Below are 23409 nucleotides of genomic sequence, written 5' to 3' on the forward strand. Positions count from 1 at the left end.
TCCGTACGCGCCACCCCTCCGTACGCACCGTCCACCCGCCCGCACGGGGGCCGGGAGAACCGCAAGAACCGAAAGAACCGAAAGAAAGGCCCTCCCCCATGACCCGGGTCCTCGTGGTCGACGACGAGCCGCAGATCGTCCGCGCCCTGGTGATCAACCTCAAGGCGCGGAAGTACGAGGTCGACTCCGCGCCCGACGGCGCCACCGCCCTCCGCCTCGCCGCCGACCGGCACCCGGACGTCGTCGTCCTCGACCTCGGCCTGCCCGACCGGGACGGCGTCGACGTCATCAGGGAACTGCGCGGCCGGACCCGGGTGCCGATCCTGGTCCTCTCGGCCCGGCAGACCTCCGACGAGAAGGTCGAGGCCCTCGACGCGGGCGCCGACGACTACGTCACCAAGCCCTTCGGCATGGACGAGCTGCTCGCCCGGCTGCGGGCGGCCGTGCGCCGGGCCGAGCCGGTCGGCGGCACCGGGGAGGGACCCTCGGTGGTCGAGGCCGAAGGCTTCACCGTCGACCTGGCGGCGAAGAAGGTCCACCGCGACGGGCGGGACGTCCGGCTCACCCCCACCGAATGGCACCTCCTCGAAGTCCTCGTCCGCAACGCCGGCCGCCTGGTCGGCCAGAAGCAACTGCTCCAGGAGGTCTGGGGACCTTCGTACGGCACGGAGACCAACTACCTCCGGGTGTACATGGCGCAGCTCCGCCGCAAGCTGGAGAGCGATCCGTCCCACCCCCGGCACTTCGTCACCGAACCGGGCATGGGGTACCGCTTCGAACGGTGAACCGGACACCGTACGGAGGGGCGTCCCGGACCGTGCGGAGGGGACCGCCCGGGGCCGCCTCCGTACGGCGCCGGAGCCGCCTCCCGTGACGGCGGCGGCCGGTACGCTTTCTGTATGAGTGCTGCACCGCGTACAGAGAAGCCGGCCGGCAGGTTCCGCCGGATGCTCGACCGGCTCTCCTCCTCGCCCGAGGACCTGGAGTCCGAGGAGCTCCAGGAGGACACCGAGGCGTCGGGGTGCACGCGCATCTGCGACTGCTCCGACCGCCAGGTGGTCATGGTGGCTGGTACTTTGCGCACGGTCACGCTGCGTCCCCGGGCGGGCGTGCCCGCCCTGGAGGCCGAACTCTTCGACGGCACGGCGCCGCTGGACGTCGTCTGGCTCGGCCGCCGCTCCATCGTGGGCATCGAGCCGGGCCGCAAGCTGATCGCCTCCGGCCGCGTCTCCATGAGCCACGGCCGACGGGTCCTCTTCAACCCCAAATACGAGCTCCGACCGCTCGGACAGGAGTAGCCGGTGACGTCCCTCGACAAGCCGACCAGCACGGACCAGGACGACCGGACCCCGAAGGAGGTCACCGAGGCCGCGCTGTTCGAGGCGTTCGGCGGCCTGCGCGGCATGATCGAGACGATTCTGCCGGGCCTGCTCTTCGTCACGATCTTCACGGTCAACAAGGACCTGCACGTCTCCGCGATCGCCGCGCTCGCGGTCTCGCTGGTCCTCGTCGCCGTCCGGCTGATCCGTCGCGACACCGTCAAGCACGCCTTCAGCGGCGTCTTCGGCGTCGCCTTCGGCGTGGTCTTCGCGATGATGACGGGCAACGCCAAGGACTTCTACCTGCCGGGCATGCTGTACACGCTCGGCCTCGCCCTCGCGTACATCGTCACCGCCGCCGCCGGGGTGCCGCTGATCGGCCTGATCCTCGGTCCGGTCTTCAAGGAGAACCTCTCCTGGCGCACCCGCAACCCCGGCCGCAAGAAGGCGTACACGAAGGCGAGCTGGGCCTGGGGCCTGATCCTGCTCGGCAAGTGCGCGGTGCTCTTCCCGCTGTACTGGTGGGCCGACCCGACCCGGTTCGGCTGGGTTTCGGTCGCCCTGAAGATCCCGCCGTTCCTGCTCGCGGTCTACCTCACCTGGGTCTTCCTCGCGAAGGCCCCGGCGCCGATCGACGTCTTCGCCGAGATGGAGGCCGAGGAGCGCGCCGAGAAGGCCCGCGAGGCGGCGGCCGGGGGACGGCCGGAGGCCTGACCGGGACGCCGGCGCCCGCCGCACGCGGGAAGCCCCGGCACGTACGGGAGGACCCGGACCGGCCGGTCCGGGCCCTCCCGTACGCGTACGGCCGCGGCCGGTCAGGAAGGCTCGCGGCGGACCTGCAACAGGTCCTCCAGCTGCTCCTCGCGCGCCTGCGCGGCCACGAACAGCAGCTCGTCACCGGCCTCCAGGGTCTCCTCGGCGCTCGGCGTCAGCACCCGCGAACCGCGGATGATCGTCACCAGCGAGGTGTCCTGCGGCCAGTCCACGTCCCCGACCGAGGTGCCGGCGAGCGCCGACTCCGGCGGGAGCGTCAGCTCGACCAGGTTCGCGTCGCCGTGGCTGAAGCGCAGCAGCCGGACCAGGTCGCCGACGCTCACCGCCTCCTCCACCAGGGCCGACATCAGCCGCGGGGTCGAGACGGCCACGTCCACGCCCCACGCCTCGTTGAACAGCCACTCATTCTTCGGGTTGTTCACCCGGGCGACCACCCGGGGCACGGCGTACTCGGTCTTGGCGAGCAGCGAGACGACCAGGTTCACCTTGTCGTCACCGGTCGCCGCGATCACCACGTTGCAGCGCTGGAGCGCCGCCTCGTCCAGGGAGGTGATCTCGCAGGCGTCGGCGAGCAGCCACTCCGCCTGCGGCACCCGCTCCACCGAGATGGCGGTCGGCGCCTTGTCGATCAGCAGGACCTCGTGGCCGTTCTCCAGCAGTTCGCCGGCGATGGAACGGCCCACCGCACCCGCGCCCGCAATAGCGACACGCATCAGTGACCGCCCTCCTCAGGACCCTCGGCGAAGGCCTCCTCGACCTTCGCGATCTCGTCCGTACGCATCATCACGTGCACCAGGTCGCCCTCCTGGAGCACCGTCTGGGACGTGGGGATGACCGCCTCGCCGAGCCGGGTGAGGAACGCGACCCGCACACCCGTCTCGTCCTGCAGCCGGCTGATCTTGTGACCGATCCAGGACGGCGAGGTGTGCACCTCGGCGAGCTGCACCCCGCCGCTCGGGTCCGTCCACAGCGGCTCGGCGCCCGAGGGCAGCAGCCGCCGCAGCATCTGGTCGGCGGTCCAGCGGACCGTCGCGACCGTCGGGATGCCGAGCCGCTGGTACACCTCGGCGCGGCGCGGGTCGTAGATCCGCGCCGCCACGTTCTCGATGCCGAACATCTCGCGCGCGACCCGCGCCGCGATGATGTTCGAGTTGTCGCCGCTGCTCACCGCGGCGAAGGCCCCGGCGTCCTCGATCCCGGCCTCGCGCAGCGTGTCCTGGTCGAATCCCACGCCCGTGACGCGACGACCGCCGAAACCCGACCCCAGGCGGCGGAACGCCGTCGGGTCCTGGTCCACGACCGCGACCGTGTGCCCCTGCTGTTCGAGGGTCTGCGCGAGAGCGGCTCCCACTCGCCCGCAGCCCATGATGACGATGTGCACGTCCCCTTACCCCGCACTCCTGATCGCCTTGCTGACCTGCGAAAACACCCTGCTCACAACTTTCCTCGCCCGATCCGCCCGGGCCGCGGCGGACGACGCCCTGCCGGGTCGTCCGGTCCGAGCTTATGCGGCAACGCCGACCGGGACCGCATCCGAGGTGCTTGACGAAAAGATTCCGTATGGATAGGGGGTCGCGGTGAACTTGGCTCTTTTCGAACGCTTACGATCCTCTCCGTGTCCAAACTGACCGACGTGCCCAAACGGATCCTGATCGGGCGGGCCCTGCGCAGCGACAAGCTCGGAGAGACCCTCCTCTCGAAGCGGATCGCCCTTCCCGTCTTCGCCTCCGACCCGCTGTCCTCGGTGGCGTACGCGCCCGGCGAGGTCCTCCTCGTCCTCTCCGTCGCGGGTCTGTCGGCCTACCACTTCAGCCCGTGGATCGCGCTCGCGGTCGTCGTCCTGATGTTCACGGTCGTCGCCTCCTACCGGCAGAACGTGCACGCGTACCCCAGCGGCGGCGGCGACTACGAGGTGGCGACCACCAACCTGGGGCCGAAGGCCGGACTCACCGTGGCGAGCGCCCTGCTCGTCGACTACGTCCTGACCGTCGCCGTCTCCATCGCCTCCGGCATCGAGAACCTCGGCTCGGCCGTCCCCTTCGTCGTGGAGCACAAGGTCGCCTCCGCGGTCGCCGTCATCCTGCTGCTCACCCTGATGAACCTGCGCGGGGTGAAGGAGTCGGGCACCCTCTTCGCCATCCCGACGTACGTCTTCGTCGCCGGCGTCTTCCTCATGATCGTCTGGGGCGCGTACCGGGGGATCGTCCTCGACGAGACGATGAAGGCCCCCACCGCGGACTTCGAGATCAAGGCCGAACACCAGGGCCTGGCCGGCTTCGCCCTGGTCTTCCTGCTGCTGCGCGCCTTCTCCTCCGGCTGCGCCGCCCTCACCGGCGTCGAGGCCATCTCCAACGGCGTCCCCGCCTTCCGCAAGCCGAAGTCGAAGAACGCCGCCACCACCCTCGCCCTCATGGGCGGCCTGGCCGTCACCATGTTCTGCGGCATCATCTTCCTGGCCATGGCCACCCAGGTGCGGATGGCCGAGAAGCCCGCCCACGACCTGCTCCGCGACGGCGTCCCGGTCGGCGAGGGCTACGTCCAGGACCCGGTGATCTCCCAGGTCGCGGCCGCCGTCTTCGGCGACGGGACGTTCTTCTTCGTCGTCCTCGCCGCCGCCACCGCGCTCGTCCTCTTCCTGGCCGCCAACACCGCGTACAACGGCTTCCCGCTCCTCGGCTCGATCCTCGCCCAGGACCGCTACCTGCCGCGCCAGCTGCACACCCGCGGCGACCGGCTCACCTTCTCCAACGGCATCGTGCTCCTCGCCGGCGCCGCCGCCCTCCTCGTCTGGATCTACGGGGCCGACTCGACCCGCCTGATCCAGCTGTACATCGTCGGCGTCTTCGTCTCCTTCACCCTCAGCCAGATCGGCATGGTCCGGCACTGGAACCGGCACCTCGCGACGGAACGCGAACCCGCCAAGCGCCGCCACATGATCCGCTCCCGCGCGATCAACGCCTTCGGCGCCTTCTTCACCGGCCTCGTCCTCGTCGTCGTCCTCGCCACCAAGTTCACCCACGGCGCCTGGGTCGCCCTGCTCGGCATGGTGATCTTCTACGGCACGATGACCGCGATCCGTAAGCACTACGACTCGGTGGCGGCGGAGATCGCCGCGGCCGAGGAGAAGCCCGACGAGTACGTGCGCCCCTCCCGGGTCCGCTCCATCGTCCTCGTCTCCAAGCTCCACAAGCCCACCCTGCGCGCCCTGGCCTACGCCAAGCTCGTGCACGCCAACCAGGTCGAGGCGCTGACCGTCAACGTCGACCCGGCCGAGACGAAGGCGCTCAAGGAGGAGTGGGAGCGGCGCGGCATCGACGTCCCGCTGAAGATCCTCGACTCGCCGTACCGCGAGATCACCCGCCCGGTGATCGAGTACGTGAAGAGCATCCGCCGCGAGAGCCCGCGCGACGCCGTCTCCGTCTACATCCCCGAGTACGTCGTCGGCCACTGGTACGAGCACCTGCTGCACAACCAGAGCGCCCTGCGCCTCAAGGGCCGGCTCCTCTTCACCCCGGGCGTCATGGTGACCTCGGTCCCGTACCAGCTCCAGTCCTCCGAGGTCGCGAAGAAGCGGGCCCGGAAGCGGCAGGAGTGGAACGCGCCGGGCTCGGTCCGCCGCGGACCGGTGGAGAAGAGGCACAAGGAACCGGCCGCGAAGAACGGGGAGGTGGGGGGGCTCCCGCCCCACCGCCACCCCACCCCCGCTTCCCCTTGGAGACCCCCCACCATGCAGAACACCCCTGTTTCGTCGCTGGTCGGGGAGGAGTACGAGGTCGAGGTCGGCCCGGTCGCCCACGGCGGTCACTGCATCGCCCGCACCGACGAGGGCCGCGTCCTCTTCGTCCGCCACGCGCTGCCCGGCGAGAAGGTCGTCGCCCGCGTCACCGAGGGCGAGGAGACCTCCCGCTTCCTGCGCGCCGACGCGGTCACGGTCCTGGAGCCCTCCAAGGACCGGGTCGAGGCCCCCTGCCCCTTCGCGGGCCCCGGCAGGTGCGGCGGCTGCGACTGGCAGCACGCCAAGCCCGGTGCCCAGCGCCGCCTGAAGGGCGAGGTCGTCGCGGAACAGCTCCAGCGCCTGGCCGGGCTCACCCCGGAGGAGGCCGGCTGGGACGGCACGGTCATGCCGGCCGAGGGCGACAAGCTGCCCGCCGGCGAGGTCCCGCAGTGGCGCACCCGCGTCCAGTACGCGATCGACGCCGAGGGCCGCGCGGGCCTGCGCAAGCACCGCTCCCACGACGTGGAGGTCATCGACCACTGCATGATCGCCGCGCAGGGCGTCTCGGAGCTGGGCGTCGAGAAGCGCACGTGGGAGGGGATGGCCTCGGTCGAGGCCATCGCCGCCTCGGGCTCGAACGACCGCCAGGTCATCCTCACCCCCCGCCCCGGCGCCCGCCTCCCCCTGGTGGAGCTGGACAAGCCGGTCTCCGTGATGCGCGTGGACGAGAAGGACGGCGGGGTCCACCGCGTCCACGGCCGCGCCTTCGTCCGCGAGCGCGCCGACGACCGCACCCACCGCGTCGGCAGCGGCGGCTTCTGGCAGATCCACCCGAAGGCCGCCGACACCCTCATGAAGGCCGTCATGCAGGGCCTCCTCCCGCGCAAGGGCGACACCGCCCTCGACCTCTACTGCGGCGTCGGCCTCTTCGCGGGCGCCCTCGCCGACCGGGTCGGCGACCAGGGCGCGGTCCTCGGCATCGAGTCCGGCAAGCGCGCGGTGGAGGACGCCCGCCACAACCTGGCCGACTTCCCGCGCGTCCGCATCGAACAGGGCAAGGTCGAGTCGGTCCTCCCGCGCACCGGCATCACGGAGGTGGACCTCATCGTCCTGGACCCGCCCCGCGCCGGCGCCGGCAAGCAGACCGTCCACCACCTGGCGACCCTGGGCGCCCGCCGCATCGCCTACGTCGCCTGCGACCCGGCGGCCCTGGCCCGGGACCTGGGGTACTTCCGGGAGCGGGGGTACCGGGTGCGGACGCTGAGGGTGTTCGATCTGTTTCCGATGACGCATCATGTGGAGTGTGTCGCCATCCTCGAACCGGCTTCGAAGGGCTCTTGACCTGCAGTTTTGCCCGTGCGCATTATGTGCGGTGTGGGCGTTACGGGCGATATCTTGACGCTGAAATGACGCTCGTGACGCTCATTTGACGCTCGTTCTGATTGGGTGTCAGGTGCGCATTGGGCTGGTCAGGTGGCGCCAAAGCTGCGAGTGAAGATGTGACGCCGAGGGCTGGTGACGCTCAATGCGGGGCCACCGGATCGTGCAGATCAGATGTCCCGGAAGAGATCAGCCAGCGCTGTGACCTGCCGCGGTGAGGAGTCCTCGATCGCTGACCTGCGCAAATAGTCTTTCGGTTGTTTCACGCTCATGCCGGTTGATGGGGTTGGAAGTCCCAGGAAAGTCCCAGAGGACTCCCACGGCGAACGGTACCCATTCGGGTCTACTCGACGTAGGTCGGAGCGCAGCCGCCGAGACCTTGGCACTAGCGGTCGCCTTGATCGAACGGCAGTGCGGCCTTCCTGGGTAGCCTGCCCGTCGGCTACGTCGGCTACGTCGGCTACGTCGGCTACGTCGGCTACGTCGGCTACGTCGGCTACGTCGGCTACGTCGGCTACGTCGGCTACGTCGGCGCGATGGGTTCCCGCCGCTCCCACGAGGAACGCTTGCGCTGGCCACACTGCGTTTTTCTATCGACCTCGGTCTGGGGGCCCGTGCGCCCGAGGGGACGGCCGTTTCCATCACCTCCGAGATCATCGCCCACGCCAATGGGGCAAGCGGGCTGCCGCTGTCGCTGCGTACCGGCCCCATCCATCGCTCCGCTGCGGCCGAGACATTGCCCGTCGCAAGCACCTTGATCGGATGATTCCGCTCCACGTACGCTGACGGCCGTTACTGTGCGTGGTGCAGGGGGAACAGGCCGCTGAATACGGTTCGTTCGGGGTGCCCGCGGGATATGGGGGTGCAGGTTGAACAGCTCCATGCAGGTGGGGGCCGGGGTTCCGCCCATCAATTTCCGCGTGCACGAGCTGCGGACCGGAAGCGCGGACGGGGCGCGGGCCGACTTCGAGGAGATGCTCGCGCAGCTCGCTGGTGCGACCAATCCGAACGTCCGGATGATCGCCGCGAATCCGGGAGACTGGGGAATCGACGCCTTCGCCGGTGACCTCGGGGGCGCCATCACGGTCTGGCAGTCCAAGTACTTCATGCCGCAGACCACCACCAGCCAGTCGGACCAGATTCGCGACTCCCTGAAGAACGCGCTGAAAGCCGCTGCGGCCAACGGTCACACCATCACGCTCTGGATCCTGTGCATCCCCTCCAGCATGGACGGGCCAGCAGCCAACTGGTGGGACGGCTGGAAGAAGCGGCAGGAGAAGGCGCACGGCCTCGTCATCGAGCTGTGGGACAAGGCCACGCTCGTGAAGAAGCTGCAGAGCCCCGAAGGCGACCACGTACGGCGCGCCTACTACGAACCCTTCACAGCCCCCGCCGCCCCCGCCCAGGGGCAGACGCGCCTCGTGCTGGACGTGGAGGAGGACAAGGCGACCGCGCTCGACTCTGCCCTGTTCGTGCGGCAGATGACCGAGGCCGGTCACGTCGAACTGGACTCGGCCAAAAGGCAGTTTTTCAACGCCGACCTGGTGGCGCGCGAAGTCGCACACAAGGGCGTGCCGAGCGAGGTCGCCGCGCTGAGTTCTGCCGACGCCACGCTGCACGGCGTGTGGGAGATGCAGTTCAACGAGTGCTTGGCCGAGGGTACCCTCCCCGTTCTGCACGGCCGGGTCTGGCGCGAGGTGCGCTCCGAGCACGACAAACTGCCCACGGTGCTGCGTTTGGAGGTAACGCACAGCTGGGGTCTGGTCCACCGGCTGGTCGACAACCGCCGGGCAGGATGGGTCACGCACTGGCGGCAGATCGCGAGCGGTCACGCCGACGACTGAGATGTCTCGACTGCCCGTACCGCCTGACCACTGATGAGGAGCATGCCGTGCACGCAGACCGGCCGGTCGTGATGCCCGAGGACGAGGTGCCTTTCCGCCTCGCTCAGCTGTTGTTGCTCCTGGACGCCGTCGCCGCGCAGGACGCGAACGGGGCGACACTGGAGCGCATCGGGTATTACGACTTCCTGTCCGCGAACCCCTTCCTCGTCGTTCCCCCCGAGGGCCGGGACGCCAGCCTGCTGCGACTGGCCGGATTCGACCCGCAGGTCCTGGCCTACGCATCCTCCTCCCAGCGGTTCACAAGCCGACGCGAACGGATCCAGCACGACCTGGCGCTCCTGGTGGCCTACGGGTGCTGCCGCATCCGCAACCGCGACGGTTCCCTCACCTACTCGATCACCGAGGCTGGTCAGGATCTCGGCGGCCGGTTCACCGCCACCTACGCCACCTCCTTCACCACCGCCGCCGGCATCGTCGTCCGCCAGCTCCGCAAACTCACCGACAAGAGACTGCGCGAGCAGACCGCTCGGTGGCTGAGGCCGGACGGATCCGATGGACCCGCTGCTGCCCTCATAAGCATCCTGGGCCCGGGGCCCGTGCTGGAAACGTCCTGGGAGGGATGATCACTATGGAGCCGCTTCCCGGCATCCGCATCCGCCGCCTGCGCCTGGTCGGCATGGAGCGGTCCTACGACGTCGACTTCACCGCCGACCAGAGGGTGCGGAACCTCTCCGTCATCGCCGGGGCGTTCAGCTCCGGCAAAACAGCGGTCCTGGAGTTCATCGCCTACGGGCTCGGCGCGAAGCGGCACCCCCGCCACCAGGAAGTGCTGCGCAGGGTCCGTTCGTGCCTCCTGGAGGTCGAGCTCTCCGGCGAGCCGCATGTGATCGAGCGGTCGGTCGGAGAGCCCTCCAAGGTCGCCTTCGTCCGCCGCGGAACGCTCGTCAGCACGACCGTCTCCCGGGCCGAGAGCAGGATCATCGATCCGCCCGGGGCGCAGGAGAGCCTGTCTTCCCTCTTGCTGAGCCACTGCAAGCTCGCAGGCGTCCAGCTACGTGAAGCGCCCAGGAACAGCGAATCCCGTACGGATCCGCTTAGCTTCCGCGACGTGATGTGGCTCGCCTTCCTTCCCAACGAACGCGTCGCGGACAAGAACTTCCTGTTCGAGAACGACTACATGCGCAAGCACAAGCTACGGCAGGTCGTCGATGTCGCCTTCGGGGTCCACGATGACCGCGCCGTCGAGCTCGGCCAGCGCATCCAGGAACTCGGCGGCCGGCTCAACCGCGCCAAGGCCGAACTCGCGGCAGCCCGTACCTTCGTCGTGGAGCAGGCTCCCACCGCGCTGAACAACGACTCCACTCCTGCGGTCCACGAACGGGAACTGGCCGACATTACGAGCCGGCTGAGAGAGTTGGACCGCCGTGCGCAGGCGGGAACGGAATTCGCGGCCCAGCTGCGTAGCCAGCACAAAGCGGCGGCCGAGATTTCCCGCCGGGCGGCAGCGGTCCTGCGGGACTGCGAAACTCAGCTCCAACGCCTGATGCCCCTGCGGGCCCAGTACGCGGATGATCTCCTCAAGCTCGGCATGCTCGGCGAGGCGCAGCAACTCTTCGACCCTTTGAGCGTCACCACCTGCCCCGCCTGCCTGAACCGGCTCTCGGCCGCCCCCACCGCGGACAACGGACGCTGTAGCCTGTGCCGTCACGAACTGAGCGCACAAGAGGGGGCCTTGGTCCTGGGCACTGCCGATGCCGGCAGCCAGGCCGGGGACAGCCGTGTGGACGTCAAGGCGGAGACCCGGTCCACCAAGGCCCGCCTCAGGGAGATCAGCAGCTACATCGACGAACTCGGTGCCTCGCTCGCCCCGCTCAAGGTCCAGGCCGAAGATGCGGCTCTGCGGGAGGAGGAAGCCGCCGCCGCGTTGGACGCCGCGACGTCCCCCTCCGTCTCACCATTCCTCGCTGCCCGCGACGACCTCCACCGAAGGCGCGAGCAGGTCCTGCGCCAACTCGAACAGGCCGAGAGCGCGGTCAAGCTTCGCGATGGACTCACCAAACGGGCCGACGCCGTGGAACGCCACGAAACCGAGATCGCCCGTCTCCGGGATGAACTTGCGCGGCTAGGAGACGCCTCCCACGACCGCGACCGTGTCATCGCCAAGATCAGCAGCCGGTATGGCGAACTCCTGCGGGCCTGGCGCTACCCCAAGGTCAGCACCCCCTTCATCAAGACCGACCTCACCCCCTTCGTACGCGGTGAGCCGTACCAGGAAGCCTCGTCCGGCGCCCGCACCCTGCTGACCCTGGCCTGGCAGCTTGCCGTCTTCGAGATCGCCGTCGAAGAGGGGGCCGCACACCCTGGATTCCTCATGATCGACAGCCCTCAGAAGAACCTCGGCCACGGCGGCACTCTCGATGCCGTGATCGCGGATGCCGTGGCGATCAGCGACTTCTACCAGCACCTCTCTCGCTGGCTGGCGGACCGCGGCAGCCAAGCGCAGCTCATCGTCGCCGACAACAGTCCGCCGCCGTTGGTGGAGAACGATGTGGTGGTGCGCTACAGCCGCAACGAGGAGCGCCCGCCGTACGGACTGATCGAGGACGAAACCATTACGGATGAAGAGGTGGAGGCCAATCTCTGACAGGTGTTCCCGGCTAACCGCTCGATTCAGGTGCAAGGTAAGGCGCCGCGCCAAAGGGTGGCAGCTGGCGTCGGTCCGGCCACAGTCGGCGGGGGCGGTATTCGGGTGACATAGCGGCGCGCTGCCTAGTCGGCCGACGGTTGGATCTGATCCGAAGTGGTCTACTGCGAAGCGGTGGGCCCGGCGGGGCCCCTACCCTGTGCTCGACCCGACATGGAGCACGCTGTGGAGAAGCCAACACGGCCGGCACCGCTGCAAGGTCCGCATGTTTCTCGTGACTCCTTGCCGCGGGCTGTGTCGGGACGGCTCCGTGGTGGTGAGGGGCTCCGAAGAATGAAGTCATCCCCTATCGAACGGCGCACCGAATTGCTGCGCCTCTACACTGGGCTGTCCTGGCAGTCCGCCCGACGTCGGGTCGAGGCCACCATGCCTGGCTCCCCGCTGATTCACCAGCCCGACGCCCATCAGCTGCTGCTGGAGGCTGGCGTCATGGCCGCAGTGGTCTGGCGCCGGATCAGCACCGTGTATCCGTGGGGCATTGAGTACGTCGACCCACGCTCCGATCGCCTCCTGATCCGGTTTGAGGCAGACCCAGGCATGCGGCGCTACCGGGACGAGACCCAGGCTCTGGACCTGGCCGAGGTCCTGCTGCCGCGTGTCGACGAGTACGGCGAAATCCACGGGATTCCCGGGGCCCGCGCTCGCGTTGAGGACGGACGGGTAGTGCTACGCCTGGTGGGCACCTCCGCCTCCGTCACCCTGCTGGGCTTGAGCCCCGACGAATGGCTGCATGCGGTCGATGTCCAGGACCAGAAGTTGAGTACGTATGGCATGACGCTCTGCCACCGCGACCAGCCGAACCGGGCGCACTCTGCAGAACGCCCCTACCTACGGGTGGGACGCCGGGCCGCTGTGGTGTCGGCCTGGCTGACCAGCGGGCTGCTGCGCCGAGTGGGCCTGATCCGCACCCTGGGGGTTCCTCTGGCCGTGACCGGCTGGGTCGGCCACCACGAAGGTGGCGGCGAACGCTGGATCATCGACCCCATGTTCGAGGGAGGTCAGGGTGCCAACAGCCACCGGCGGATGATGGCGCTGCTCGCAGCCCCAGGGTGGGGCCTGCCAGTCACTCTCCGGGACGCCCGCTGCAACTGCCATCTGCCGCCTGGGCACGACCAGTGCACCACGACCATCGCCGGGGCGGCGGAGCGGCCCGGCGTGCTGGAGGTCCGGGCCATCCAGCGTCGCGGCGACCGCCTCGCGCGAATCCAGGAGGACCACCCGGCGTTCTACGAAGCCCAGCAGCAGCTTCTCCTCAACGTGCCCGCCTGGGTCGACCGCTGGCTTGAGCGCAGCGGATCTCCCGCCCTGGACGTACCGGATCAGGGCCGACGGTAGCTCGATTCACGGCTCCAACGTGTCCGGATGTTGAGGATTGGACAAAAGGTTGGCGAACGTGGTGTGCCTGTGATGGTTCCTGCGTCATGGCAGATGATGACGAACCGTTCGGGCGGAGCGCTCTTGGGGCGGCCTCGACCGGCCGCCCCGTGCGAGGACCTTGCTACCGGTGCCTGCTGACGTAAGTAATCATGCTCATACCCGCACCAAACGTGAATGCCAGGGCGGCCGCACCGGACGCGGCAGCGGTGAACGGAGCCTGTCCGAGAGCGGCGGAGCCGATCCCGATGGCGAGCCCAGCGACCATGGAGGTCAGAGTGACGACGACAACGTGGTAAATGCCGTGGTCGCAGGTAGAAGCGGGTGTAGTCAAGGGGCCCTCCGGAACTTCGAGAGAGCGCCGTCACAGAGCCAGGGCGGGTGTCAACCCACCGCCGGATCGGGGTCACGACGTCGCCGCCCATCGGGCGTCGCCATAGGAGAGCGCCGGCCAGGCGCTCCTATAGGATCGCGGCCGTCCCGCCGTGATAGCTGACTCCCTGCATCGACGCGCCCTGCCTTCCGAGGTCTCGACAACTGCAACCATCGTAGCTAACCCCTCTGACAATCGGCCGGGTTGATGGCAGTTGCCCCGGAGGGAAGGTTCCAGCTCTGAGGCAGCTCCCGAGGTCGACGCCGCTGTAGCCGGTCTGCCAGGAACCAGAGCCTGCGCACTCCGAGCGGCAGATCGTCGTCTCACGCCACGAGTGGCTGGGAGCGGCCCGCGAAGTCCACTGCAGAGCGGTTTTGCTTCTACCTCTGGACGTAATGGGGGAGTTTCCCGCTCCCTCTGTTTGTAGACCCGTAGGTGTAACTATTTGACTGCCCGGCGGAACGATATCGCCTCGGGGTGCGCACTTGGGTCATCGCGCATTTTGCGAAGCGCCGCCGAAATTAGAGCCCCGCAGTCCGGGTTGCTGGCGAAATACATCAGTGTGAGAGTCGTGATTTTGGGTGTCCGCAGTGACTTTCCCTCGTTCGCATTGCTCACCATCCTTGAGTTCCCTCGCAGGGCGATCGACCCCTGCGGGCGACTGGGTACGACAGAGTAGGCGCTTAGAAGGCACCTGCTCTATCCACTGAGCTACGGGGGCTGACCTGCGAAAACGCAGCCTTCCGGACGCTCGCCCCGCGATCCTGTGGGACGTATGTGGGATCTGGCGATCCTTGGGAATCCGTGGGACGTAGTTGTCCCTCGGTGGTCCGGGCGTAGCTTCTCACACCATCTTCACACCCCCGAAGCCCCTCACGGAAACAATCTCGCATCGGCTCGACGTTGAGATCTCCTAGTCGAAGAGGGGGAGGTGTCGGGGGCTGAAGCTGTTCCGCACGGACACGACAAATAGCGGCATGACCGAGGTCATGCCGCGTCTTGCCGAGGTCGAGGCAGATCTGCAGGGTCTCGTCGAGACGCACATGGAGACGTTGCTGGGAGTCCGGTTCCTGGCGAGCGAGTACGGCACGGGGCCGGTCCACGGGGGCCGGATCGACTCGCTCGGGCTGGATGAGAACGGATCGCCGGTCATCGTCGAGTACAAGCGGGGCGTCGACGCCGGCGTCATCAACCAGGGGTTGTTCTATCTCAGCTGGTTGGTGGACCACCGGGCCGAGTTCGAGCACCTGGTCCGCGACCGGCTCGGGGCGACGGCCGCGTCCCAGGTGCTGTGGAGCGGTCCGCGGCTGATCTGCATCGCAGGCGACTTCACCCGCTACGACGTGCACGCTGTCCGCGAGCACCGGCGCTCGATCGACCTGGTGCGCTACCGGCTCTTCGGCAGCGACCTGCTCGGCCTTGAGACCGTGGCATCCGTCAGCGGCGGCATGCCGGTAGCCCGCCGGGCGCGCCGCCAGACGGCCTCCAGGGCGGTTGCCGAGGCCCAGTGCGCGGCGATGGTGGAGTTGGCGAGCGCGGTCGACGAAGCGCTGCTCGGGCTCGGGGACGGGGTGAACCGTGTCGAGCGCAAGATGTACCGGGCCTACCAGCGGCTGCGGAACTTCGCGTGTGTCTGCCCGCCGCAGCGCAGCAAGCTCCTGGTCTACCTGAAGGTCGACCCGAAGGAGATCGACCTCGTACCGGGCTTCACCCGGGACGTCTCCGGTCTCGGTCACCACGGGACGGGCGACCTGGAGGTGCAGCTCCGTACGCCGAAGGACGTGGAGCGGGCGCAGGATCTGTTCCGCGCGAGCTACGCGGCTGCGTGATCGCAAGCTGCTCTGCGGGACGTGTTCGATTCGCGGTTGCTCTGTGGTCGTCGGGAGATGCCTTTCGATAGGTGGGCAGGGCGTGGCGGTGGACTATCAATGGTGCGCGGGATCGCCGGTTTGGCTAACCGGCGATCCCGCGCTATGTTGCGCCGCTTAGAACCTGCTGACTGCCGCCAGCCTCTACTGGTTCACTCGCACCGGCCCTGCGGCCGTGGACTTCTGCTGGGAACAGGCGCACGCCGAGAACACCGGCTGGGCAGGAGCCTCCGACGTCCTGCAGGGCTCGTCCCTCTTCTACAGCAACCCCTGGGCGGCAAGGTCTTCGGACCCCCGTCCGGCCCACCGCCTTCGTCGCCGACAAGGCGTGGTTCGACGAGATGTTCCCCGTGGAACTGGGCCGCCCGGCCCCGGCCGGAGCGGACACCGGCACCTCCACGGGCGCCGAGAACAGTGCGGGTACCGGCAACGGCGGCACCTCGCGCGAGGAGGTGCCGGTCGACCCCCGCGACCAGCTGGCCGCCCTGCGGCAGCAGCTGCCCGCCCGGGTCGAGCTTGTCGAGGGGAGTTACCAGCGGGCCATGGACTCCGCCCACACGCTGATGACGGACTTCGAGGAGGCGCGCCGTCTGCGGGTCCAGGTCGGAGAGGATTCGCTGCCGGCCGATCAGCGGATCGAGTGGATGGAGAAGCTGTCGAAGGCGCGGGACGCGGCCCGGGCCGGTGTGACGTCGCTCGACCAGGTCGAGACGCTGATCCTGCAGATCTGACCGGCATGCTTGAAGTGCAGGTCTACCAGTAGCGCAGGCGGGCCCCTCGATCGCTTCGAGGGGCCCGTCTGCGCTGCGGCATGCCCTTGCGGAACCTGGTTTTACCGGTACTCCCAGACGTTCTCGGTGGACGCGAGAGCGAGGTCGAGCGTCACGGCGAGGCCATGGTGGTCGGACGCTCCGGGCGGGGAGTCGAGCAGCTGGTAGTCGGTGATCGCGTCGCGCAGCGGCGCCGACGCCCACAGCTGGTCGATGCGCTCCTCGGCGCACGTGCGGCGGAGCAGTTTCTCGTCGCCGGTCCGCTCGTACAGCTCCCAGGCCGCGTCGACGAACCCGGTGTACGACAGGGTCTCGGCGACCCGGCGTTCCGGCGTGATCCGGCCGTCAGACTCGGAGGGGAGTCTTGTGCGGGCGGAGCGGTTGTACGGGCGCATCTCGGCGTAGTCCGGCGCCGGGTGGTCCGGGCTGGCCGGTGGGTAGTTGATGTCGCCGGCGACGATGCCGTACGGCCCGTACCGCAGGGCCCGGGTCGCCAGCAGCTTGGCCTCGTGCCGGGCCCGGTCCGGGACGAACGGGTCCAGATGGGCGCTGATGACGGCGAGCGGGGCGGGCAGGCCCACGTCGAAGACGGCGACGCCGAAGCCGTGCAGGGTCTGGCCGGCGAAGTCGGTGTTCCAGTGCGTCCAGCGGCCGAGCGTCTCACGGCGGTAGAACAGCGCCGGCATGATGCCCGAGCTGGACGGCGGGAGCGGCAGCGGGTCCATGTCCAGGTCATTCGCGGCCCGAGCGAGTTGCCGGTGCCCGAAATCACCCCACCCCTGGGCCTCTTGGAGACAGACCAGGTCCGGACGGCCGGCGCTCAGGATCCGCTCGGCGAGGGCCGGCCACCGGTCCTCCGGATCGCCGCTACTGTTACGCAGCCCTCCGAGCCCTAGGTTCTGGACGACGATCCGCAGTTCCATTGCTCCTCCTGGCCGTGAACGGCAGCCCCAAGACCGCGGCGCGACCCTACTCCGCTCCGCGCGAGCAGGTGTGCCAAAGGCGGGTTCCAGCCGTGTATCGCAGGCAGCTGGCCGAGAAACCCCTTGGCCTCGCGCGGGACCCCTACTGCCGATCTTGGTGCATCGCATCCGGACAGTTCTTGCCTGCCGGCGTTGCATCGACGGGCGTCCGCGCGATGACGAACTCAGGGGTGCGCGCCCGCATGGACATGGGGAGGCCGGCGGCCCGGCGTGCCCGCCGGTAGGTCAGCGCCCACCCCGTGGTGTGCCGGACCGACCCCTCGGGAGCGAGTTCCGCGCGCCACCACAGCCAGCCGATCATGTACTCGCGGCCATCGGCGCCGGGCGCCGCGAAAGCCACGGCCGCCTCGCCGGTCCGGAGAGACAGCTCCTCGACCACGGAGCGGTTCTGGCCGAGAGCGATCAGGTCTCGGCGGACCTGCTCCTGGCCGGCCTGCACGGCTCCCCGGACCACGCTGCGGGCGAAGCCCCACGCGATCAGGCCGCCGACCGACACCACGAGGGCGAGAAACACGCTCCAGCCGACCATCAGCGGGGAGCACCGCCTCGGGGAGGCACGGCGACCGTACGCGAACGGCAGCAGCTCATCGTCCACTCCGGGCGGGGCACGTAACGTGCGCCGCCAGCGCCGGCATCCCGCTCGGCCGCGGACGGCCTTGAAAACGCGAACTGCTTCATGGGGTCCCCTCCTCAAGCGACGCTGTCGGGTCCCTTGCCGCCTGCGAAGGTCCGCGCAGCCGAACGACCGGCCCAGGGTAGCGCGGCAGCCTTCGCGCGGCAGGTCTTCGCGCTGGATGCCGCAGCGACCTCGACGTACCGATCTCCTCGGAGGTCCGGGAGTGCTGCTGGGGAGTTGGTGGAACGGCGGGGCTGTCGCGCGGCCTGCGAGCTTTCCCGGTGCACCAGTTCGGTCCTCAGGCATCCGTGCCCTCCGATGATCAGCACCGTCGTGCCGGCTCACGGTAGTGCGGTTCGGCCTCGCCCTGCTGCGGCGCCCGGGGAAGGGCACTGACGGGTCCTGCGGTTGTCCCCCGTCGTACGAGTTCGCAGGCGCCGGCCGGTGTGCCTGCACTCTGATCGCAATTCACTCCAAAGAGTGGCCTTCGTCGGGGTGGCGTAACCAGGCTTTCAGGGGGGCGTGCAGATTTTCCGACCGGATTTGCTCGAATTCTTCTGGCCGTGTTCGTCCTGGCGGCCCCCGCGCCGTAATGCGGTTCGGATGAGGCGGTGGCAGCCCCGGCATGAGGAGTTCCGTACTCCGCTTTCACGGATATCGGGGAACTGCGCCGGCGAGGAGTGGCGGCTAGTGTCCGAACAGGCACGGAAAAGGGGCCCCGGGATTGATTTGCGGTCGCCCACGGGACCCCCCTTGGCCGTGCCGGACCTGTACTCGACCCAAGGAGAGAAGATGGCCCAGCACTTCCGCCGAAAGCTCGCGCGCATTCTTTCGGCGATGCCAGAGGTTAGCATTCCGTTCTCGCACGCTCTGCAAACCGGCACGGAGGGCGTTGTTCTGCTGCAGCTTCGCCTCGGCTCTGTGCTTACGGCCGGCGTGACCGTCGTATCCACGGTCAGGCCGGAGCTGGTGCCGGCCGAGACCGTCCTCGCCGTTGCGCTCGCCTTCTGCACCGACCCCAGCTGTCTGGTGCTCTTCAAGATCCGCCGCTTCCGCTGACCTGTGCCGGCCGCCGCGCCCGCTCGCGCGGCGGCCGGCCCCCTGAGCGCATCCGGGAACTCCACAGGGCCCGCAACACCATCAGGCTTCGTCCGCCGCGGTGTTGCGGGCCGCCGTGAAACGAGGTGACGAACGTGCGGCGGCACCCACTCCGTTCAACGCCGCAGACGCGCGGTGAAAACGACAGCCGGGCGCGGCGTAACGCCGTCGGCGAGTCCCTGAGGCGGCGTTCCGCCGAGACCTCCTACGCCGCCTTCTGCCGTGAGCACTGGCCGGTTTACTCCCGGTTTGCCGCAGTCGTCACAGGTGACGTGTCTGTCGGCCAGGACCTGGCGCGATCCGTCCTGGAGGAGCTGGGGGCCCGGTGGCCGGCCGCTCTGAGCAGCGCCTCGCCGTCCAGGTACGCCTGGAACCTGCTGACAGGCGCTCTGGCGCCTTATCGAACACGATCCGTTCGGTTCCTGTACGAGAACTTCCGTGCCACCGAGGCGGACGCCCTGGTTCTGCGGCACCGGCTCGGGTGCTCTGCCGCCGCCGGCGGGCGCGCCATGGGCCTGTCGTCCGACGCCTTCGAACTGCTGCGACGTACCGCGCTCATGAAGGCGCCCCGGCCCCGAGAAGGCGGGGCATATGCCTGAGTCGAATGCGGACTGGCGCTCGACGGCGTACGCCGGAGCATTTCACGGCATCCCGGCGGCAGATTTGCTCCGAACGTGCCTCGCTCGAAGGTGTGGGCGGGGTAGCCCTGGCGCAAGTCACCTGCATAGCATGTGATCCCTGCCTTGGAAGGGCCCACGCACTCGCGGGGAGGCGTGTGGCCGCAGCGTAGGGAGCCTCCCATTTTCGATTCCAGTAAACCCAGCGTCGCGAGAATGTATGATCATCTTCTCGGCGGAACGGACAATTACCAGGTAGACCGGGACGCCTGCGTCGAATTACTGCGAATGGCACCGTCCACCAGAGAGCTAGCGCTGGTCAACAGGGCGTGGCTCGTCCGAGCTGTCCGCTATCTCGCCGAGGAGCGAGGGGTCCGCCGGTTCCTCGACCACGGTTCCGGTCTGCCGACCCGCCCGAACGTGCACGAAGTCGCCCAGGCGGTCGACCCGTCATGCAAGGTCGTCTACATCGACAACGATCCCGTGGTGGCCGCTCACGGGAGAGTGAGCCTGGCCGAGGACCCGTCCACGACCGCCATACTCGAAATCGACATGCGCGAGACGGACCGGATCTTCGATTCCCCCGAGGTCACCAGGCTCCTGCGGGGGGACCAGCCCGTCGCGGCGCTGTTCGTCTCCGTCCTGCACTGCATCCCGGAAGCCGATGACCCCTGGGGCCTGGTCCGCCGTGTTGCCCAGCGGCTGCCCGCCGGCAGCTACATGGTCATCTCCCAGCTCGCCAGCGACGACCCCGAACTGCGCGCCAGGATCACCGGCTTCATGGACGAGATCACCGAAGGGCAGTGGGGCGAAGTCCGCTCGACGGATGAGGTGAAGCGCTTCTTCGAAGGGCTCGAACTGCTTGAAGTGGACAGGCAGGAACCGGTGGAGGTCTCCACCTGGCGCCCTGACGGAGACCTCGGCCCCCGTCAGGGCGAAAACAGCGAGTGGATCGAGTACGGAGGGGTCGCCCTCATCAAGTAAAGCCGCTGCGTGCCGGCTTCAGCCGATCAGGTCGATGTGCTTCTGGATCAGCTCCAGCGTTTCTTCCTTGCTGCCCACATCCAGCCACAGTTCGTCCAGCGACTGGACGTACGCCTCCAGCTCGGGGCCCTCCAGGATCAGCTCGCCGCCCCGGTTCCGGTTCTCCAGGTAGACGGCCCGGCCCCTGTCCTCGTCATAGGGCTTGATCAGGGTCATGGCGTTGTGCAGAGCTGAACCCGCCCGGGCCGACGAGCCGGGAAGAACCCGCAGATGCGTGCGGGGCTTGTTCTCCGCCACGTTGTAGAGGTGCCGCAGCTGCTCCCTCTGCGCGGCGGGGCCACCCCGCTGGGTGAGGAGAGCAGCCTCGGCGATGAGAGCCTCGTAGATGACGCCACGGTCACCTTCGAGCAGCGCCTGGCGCCGCATCCGGAACTCCAGACGCTCGTCCAGGTCCGTCTGCTGCCTGTGCCGCAGGCTCTCCTCGCGCGGCGTCCGGTTGAACTCCTCCATGAGTGACCGGGCATACGCGCGGGTCTGCAGCATGCCGGGGATGCTGGCCTCGTGATAGACCCGGATGATCTTGGCGCGTGACTCCATCGCGAACAGCGCGCGAAACGCCTCGGAGGTGTCAGCCGGCGGCGCCCAGCCCGGGGTCTGCTTCGCCCGGGCCAGGCAGTCCAGTGCCTCTTCGATGTCCTTCTGCGGGGCGTCGTAGTACGTAAGCAGGGCCTCGACCTTCTCAGGTTTCAACTCCACTTTGTTGTTCTCGTAACGGCTCAGCGTCGGGACCGAGCCGACCTCCGGAACCGCGAGCACGACCTCGCCCTGGGGCTGGCCTTTGCGGTACTGCACGAGCATGTCCGCGACGGCCCGCTCCAGAGGATGAACGGACCGCCGCGGCCTTTCCCCTTCGGGCTCCGGCAGCAGGGCGAGATGAGGGGACAATTCAACTCCCTGAACACGGGCGGCACCTCGCCGCCCATCTAATCAGAGCATGTCCGTCCCCAGCGCCGACCCGCAAGCCGTGGCCAAGGGATTCAGACAATCATGACGTTGAACTCGCCCTTCGAGGAACCGTCGACGAATGCGGCGATCTCGGATTTCGTGAAGATCAAGGCCGGCCCGTCGGGGTACCGGGAGTTGCGCAGCGCGACGCTTTCACCAACCTGTGCAAGCTCGACGCAGTCATCCCTTCCGTCGCTCGCGCTCGCCTTGACCCACTGAGCCCCGATCAGCGTCCCGGCGGCCATGCCGTTGTGGAGTTCCTGCACTTTCATTGCCTCTCTCTCGTCCTCGGGCCAGCATTGACATGCCCACTTGCCGCTTCAGCGGTTGAGGTGGGCTCCTCACTTTCACGACGACGTGAAAATTTCACGGGTCGGTGAGAACGGACGAGATGCTAGACCCTCTCCAGGGCGTGCCGCTGTCCCTCGCAAGGGTGTTCTCAGCGGCATTGAAAGAATACGTAAGATAATCATATTTAAGGGTGTGAAGGTAGTTCGTGAATGGCTGGATATGGCCAGTGTTGCTGTTGATTTATTAAAACCCGGAACGGAGGCTAGGCAGGTTCGCTAAAGTTGCCTGTTTTGCCTATGGCTGGACAGCGGTCCGCACGCACCAAGTACGTGCGGACCGCTGCCGTTCGGGATCGCGACCGCCGTGCCGCCCGGTAAGGGTGGCCGGTTCAGCGGTACCGGGACCTGTGAACGGGTGGGGGAAGCGCCAGGGCGGATGCCGTCCGCGGTGCTGCGGGGGCGGAAGCCCGGGGGCGGGGCGGGACGAGGTCGGCGGCTTCGGCGGTGAGCTGGGCGAGGAGGTCGTGCGGGGCGGCGGCGGAGAGACGGATGGACCAGGCCGACCGGTTGAGGTCGTCGCCTCCGTACAGGGTCCACCGGTCGTCCTGGGCGTGAGGGACATGCTCGACGGTGAGGGTGCGGTCCGGGGCGTGCCAGGTGGTACGGGCAGGGTGGCTCGCAGGGTGCCAGCCGGCGTCCCGCAGCGCCTCGTACGGCTCCGGGACGTACGTGGACGGCGGGTTGTCGAGGTGTTGCAGGAGGGCGCGGATCAGGGGGACGGGGGTGGTGGCGGTGAGGGTGGCGTGCCAGAGGCGCTGGCCGACGGGGCCGTCGTACTCGGCGATCGTCCAGGCGGTGTCGGTGCGGTGGCGGGCCTCGTGGTCGAACACCGCCCGGACGGTCAGGGACTCGTGGGAGACGACGGTCGTCTCGTCGCTCCAGGTCCGGTACTTCTCCCACGAGGGGGAAGCGTCGAGGAACGCGTCCAGGAACTCCTCGTGCTCGCCGGGCCCGGCCGTGGGCGGCGCCGGGATGTCGACGGTTTCCTCCTGGCGCTGCGGCGGCTGGGGGCCGGCGCCGAGGGCGCGGCGGACGGCGTGTTCGAGGCCGGTGAGCGGGGCGGGTCCGGGGCGGACGGCGACGGAGTAGAGCCGGTGGAACTCGGCGACGGCTTCGGTCTCGCTGCCGAACCTGATGTCGGTCTCCTGCCGGAGGTGGTTCTCGCCGTGGAGGTGGACGTGGCGGTGGACGCCGGTGGTGTAGGTGCCGACGGCGACGGTGGTGTGGCCGTCGTGGGCGTGGGCGTGGATGACCAGGCGGCCCTCGGCGATGTCGTCGTGGATGCGCTGGGCGGCGGCGCTGATCTCGCGGATCTCCTCGCGGGTGCACCAGGGCATGGGGTAGGTGCCCCAGGTCCACTCGGTGTCGATCTCCTTCTGGAGGGAGGGCTCGATCTCGACGGTGAACCCGTAGCCCTTGAGGAGGTCGGCGGTCTTGCCGGTGTAGAAGGGCTCTTCGCGGTCGATGCGGGCCAGGACCATGGTGTCCGGTCCGGTGCTGCGGAAGCCGGCGTCGTGCAGGTGGGAGCGGGCGGCGTCGGCGGTCGGCCCGGTGGTGGTGGCGACGACGCCGGGGTGGTGGTCGGGGTGGAGAGCGAAGCGGACGTGCGCGTCGGCGGGAGCGTAGGGCAACAGG

20 protein-coding genes and 2 pseudogenes are annotated in these 23409 nt (G+C 68.6%); 15 read left to right on the forward strand and 7 right to left on the reverse strand.

The features are described 5' to 3' along the window. Nucleotides 1-98 precede the first annotated feature (98 nt). From ACZ6AQ_RS06580 to ACZ6AQ_RS06590, 3 genes are all read left to right on the forward strand, one after another. Nucleotides 99-785: a response regulator gene (locus tag ACZ6AQ_RS06580; RefSeq protein ID WP_468757983.1), complete on the forward strand. Its 687-nt coding sequence runs from the start codon at nt 99-101 to the stop codon at nt 783-785. 114 nt (nt 786-899) lie between these two features. Further along, the gene (locus tag ACZ6AQ_RS06585) at nt 900-1298 is read left to right on the forward strand and encodes an OB-fold nucleic acid binding domain-containing protein (protein ID WP_388694127.1); all 399 of its coding nucleotides are present in this window, start codon (nt 900-902) and stop codon (nt 1296-1298) included. Nucleotides 1299-1301: 3 nt separating this feature from the next. After that, nucleotides 1302-2033 carry a DUF3159 domain-containing protein gene (locus ACZ6AQ_RS06590; protein WP_468757985.1) on the forward strand — a complete coding sequence of 244 codons (732 nt, stop codon included), beginning with the start codon at nt 1302-1304 and terminating at the stop codon, nt 2031-2033. 101 nt (nt 2034-2134) lie between these two features. On the opposite strand, the gene ACZ6AQ_RS06595 is transcribed toward ACZ6AQ_RS06590, so the two are convergent. Both ACZ6AQ_RS06595 and ACZ6AQ_RS06600 read right to left on the reverse strand, forming a co-directional pair. After that, nucleotides 2135-2806, reverse strand: coding sequence for a potassium channel family protein (locus ACZ6AQ_RS06595; protein ID WP_388694122.1), 672 nt, complete (start codon nt 2804-2806; stop codon nt 2135-2137). Then, the gene (locus ACZ6AQ_RS06600) at nt 2806-3474 is read right to left on the reverse strand and encodes a potassium channel family protein (protein WP_388694119.1); all 669 of its coding nucleotides are present in this window, start codon (nt 3472-3474) and stop codon (nt 2806-2808) included. Before ACZ6AQ_RS06600 ends, ACZ6AQ_RS06595 begins: the two co-directional genes overlap by 1 nt. A gap of 234 nt (nt 3475-3708) precedes the next feature. On the opposite strand from ACZ6AQ_RS06600, the pseudogene ACZ6AQ_RS06605 reads away from it, so the two are divergent. The 9 genes and pseudogenes from ACZ6AQ_RS06605 to ACZ6AQ_RS06645 all read left to right on the forward strand — a co-directional run. After that, a pseudogene (locus ACZ6AQ_RS06605) lies at nt 3709-5751 on the forward strand (APC family permease); the annotation flags it as partial. 69 nt (nt 5752-5820) lie between these two features. Continuing rightward, entirely contained in the window at nt 5821-7149 is a 1329-nt protein-coding gene (locus tag ACZ6AQ_RS06610) for a class I SAM-dependent RNA methyltransferase (RefSeq protein WP_468758556.1), read from the forward strand. A gap of 557 nt (nt 7150-7706) precedes the next feature. Continuing rightward, nucleotides 7707-7954: pseudogene (locus ACZ6AQ_RS06615) on the forward strand (XdhC family protein); the annotation flags it as partial. Nucleotides 7955-8057: 103 nt separating this feature from the next. Then, nucleotides 8058-9032 (forward strand): serine/threonine protein kinase, encoded by a 975-nt coding sequence (locus ACZ6AQ_RS06620; RefSeq protein WP_468757987.1) that lies wholly within the window; start codon nt 8058-8060, stop codon nt 9030-9032. Nucleotides 9033-9079: 47 nt separating this feature from the next. Then, nucleotides 9080-9655 (forward strand): ABC-three component system middle component 2, encoded by a 576-nt coding sequence (locus ACZ6AQ_RS06625; protein ID WP_468757988.1) that lies wholly within the window; start codon nt 9080-9082, stop codon nt 9653-9655. Beyond that, nucleotides 9652-11676: a DNA recombination protein RecN gene (locus tag ACZ6AQ_RS06630; RefSeq protein WP_468757990.1), complete on the forward strand. Its 2025-nt coding sequence runs from the start codon at nt 9652-9654 to the stop codon at nt 11674-11676. Before ACZ6AQ_RS06625 ends, ACZ6AQ_RS06630 begins: the two co-directional genes overlap by 4 nt. A 333-nt stretch (nt 11677-12009) precedes the next feature. Continuing rightward, entirely contained in the window at nt 12010-13071 is a 1062-nt protein-coding gene (locus tag ACZ6AQ_RS06635) for a hypothetical protein (protein ID WP_468757992.1), read from the forward strand. Between the two features lie 1389 nt (nt 13072-14460). Beyond that, nucleotides 14461-15312, forward strand: a complete 852-nt coding sequence (locus ACZ6AQ_RS06640) for a DUF5655 domain-containing protein (RefSeq protein ID WP_468757994.1) — start codon at nt 14461-14463, stop codon at nt 15310-15312. A 380-nt stretch (nt 15313-15692) separates the two neighbouring features. Next, nucleotides 15693-16082, forward strand: a complete 390-nt coding sequence (locus tag ACZ6AQ_RS06645) for a hypothetical protein (protein ID WP_468757995.1) — start codon at nt 15693-15695, stop codon at nt 16080-16082. 101 nt (nt 16083-16183) lie between these two features. Here the strand turns inward: ACZ6AQ_RS06645 and ACZ6AQ_RS06650 are convergent, their stop codons facing one another. Both ACZ6AQ_RS06650 and ACZ6AQ_RS06655 read right to left on the reverse strand, forming a co-directional pair. Beyond that, nucleotides 16184-17044, reverse strand: a complete 861-nt coding sequence (locus ACZ6AQ_RS06650; RefSeq protein ID WP_468757996.1) for an endonuclease/exonuclease/phosphatase family protein — start codon at nt 17042-17044, stop codon at nt 16184-16186. 142 nt (nt 17045-17186) lie between these two features. Beyond that, nucleotides 17187-17633 carry a hypothetical protein gene (locus ACZ6AQ_RS06655; protein WP_468757997.1) on the reverse strand — a complete coding sequence of 149 codons (447 nt, stop codon included), beginning with the start codon at nt 17631-17633 and terminating at the stop codon, nt 17187-17189. Nucleotides 17634-18512: 879 nt separating this feature from the next. On the opposite strand from ACZ6AQ_RS06655, the gene ACZ6AQ_RS06660 reads away from it, so the two are divergent. The 3 genes from ACZ6AQ_RS06660 (at nt 18513) to ACZ6AQ_RS06670 (ending at nt 20419) form a co-directional block, all read left to right on the forward strand. Next, a complete protein-coding gene (locus ACZ6AQ_RS06660; protein WP_468757999.1) occupies nt 18513-18779 on the forward strand; it encodes a hypothetical protein in 267 nt (88 codons plus the stop codon). A 311-nt stretch (nt 18780-19090) separates the two neighbouring features. Continuing rightward, on the forward strand, nt 19091-19417 hold the full coding sequence (locus tag ACZ6AQ_RS06665) for a hypothetical protein (protein WP_468758000.1): 327 nt from the start codon (nt 19091-19093) through the stop codon (nt 19415-19417). A 174-nt stretch (nt 19418-19591) separates the two neighbouring features. Then, on the forward strand, nt 19592-20419 hold the full coding sequence (locus tag ACZ6AQ_RS06670) for an SAM-dependent methyltransferase (protein ID WP_468758002.1): 828 nt from the start codon (nt 19592-19594) through the stop codon (nt 20417-20419). An 18-nt stretch (nt 20420-20437) separates the two neighbouring features. Here the strand turns inward: ACZ6AQ_RS06670 and ACZ6AQ_RS06675 are convergent, their stop codons facing one another. From ACZ6AQ_RS06675 to ACZ6AQ_RS06685, 3 genes are all read right to left on the reverse strand, one after another. Next, nucleotides 20438-21277, reverse strand: coding sequence for a DUF5753 domain-containing protein (locus ACZ6AQ_RS06675; protein ID WP_468758004.1), 840 nt, complete (start codon nt 21275-21277; stop codon nt 20438-20440). 179 nt (nt 21278-21456) lie between these two features. Further along, nucleotides 21457-21696, reverse strand: coding sequence for a DUF397 domain-containing protein (locus tag ACZ6AQ_RS06680; protein WP_468758005.1), 240 nt, complete (start codon nt 21694-21696; stop codon nt 21457-21459). 407 nt (nt 21697-22103) lie between these two features. After that, nucleotides 22104-23405: an SPDY domain-containing protein gene (locus ACZ6AQ_RS06685; protein WP_468758007.1), complete on the reverse strand. Its 1302-nt coding sequence runs from the start codon at nt 23403-23405 to the stop codon at nt 22104-22106. Between the last annotated feature and the right edge of the window lie 4 nt (nt 23406-23409).

This window comes from Streptomyces sp. NPDC041191, from assembly GCF_055591945.1.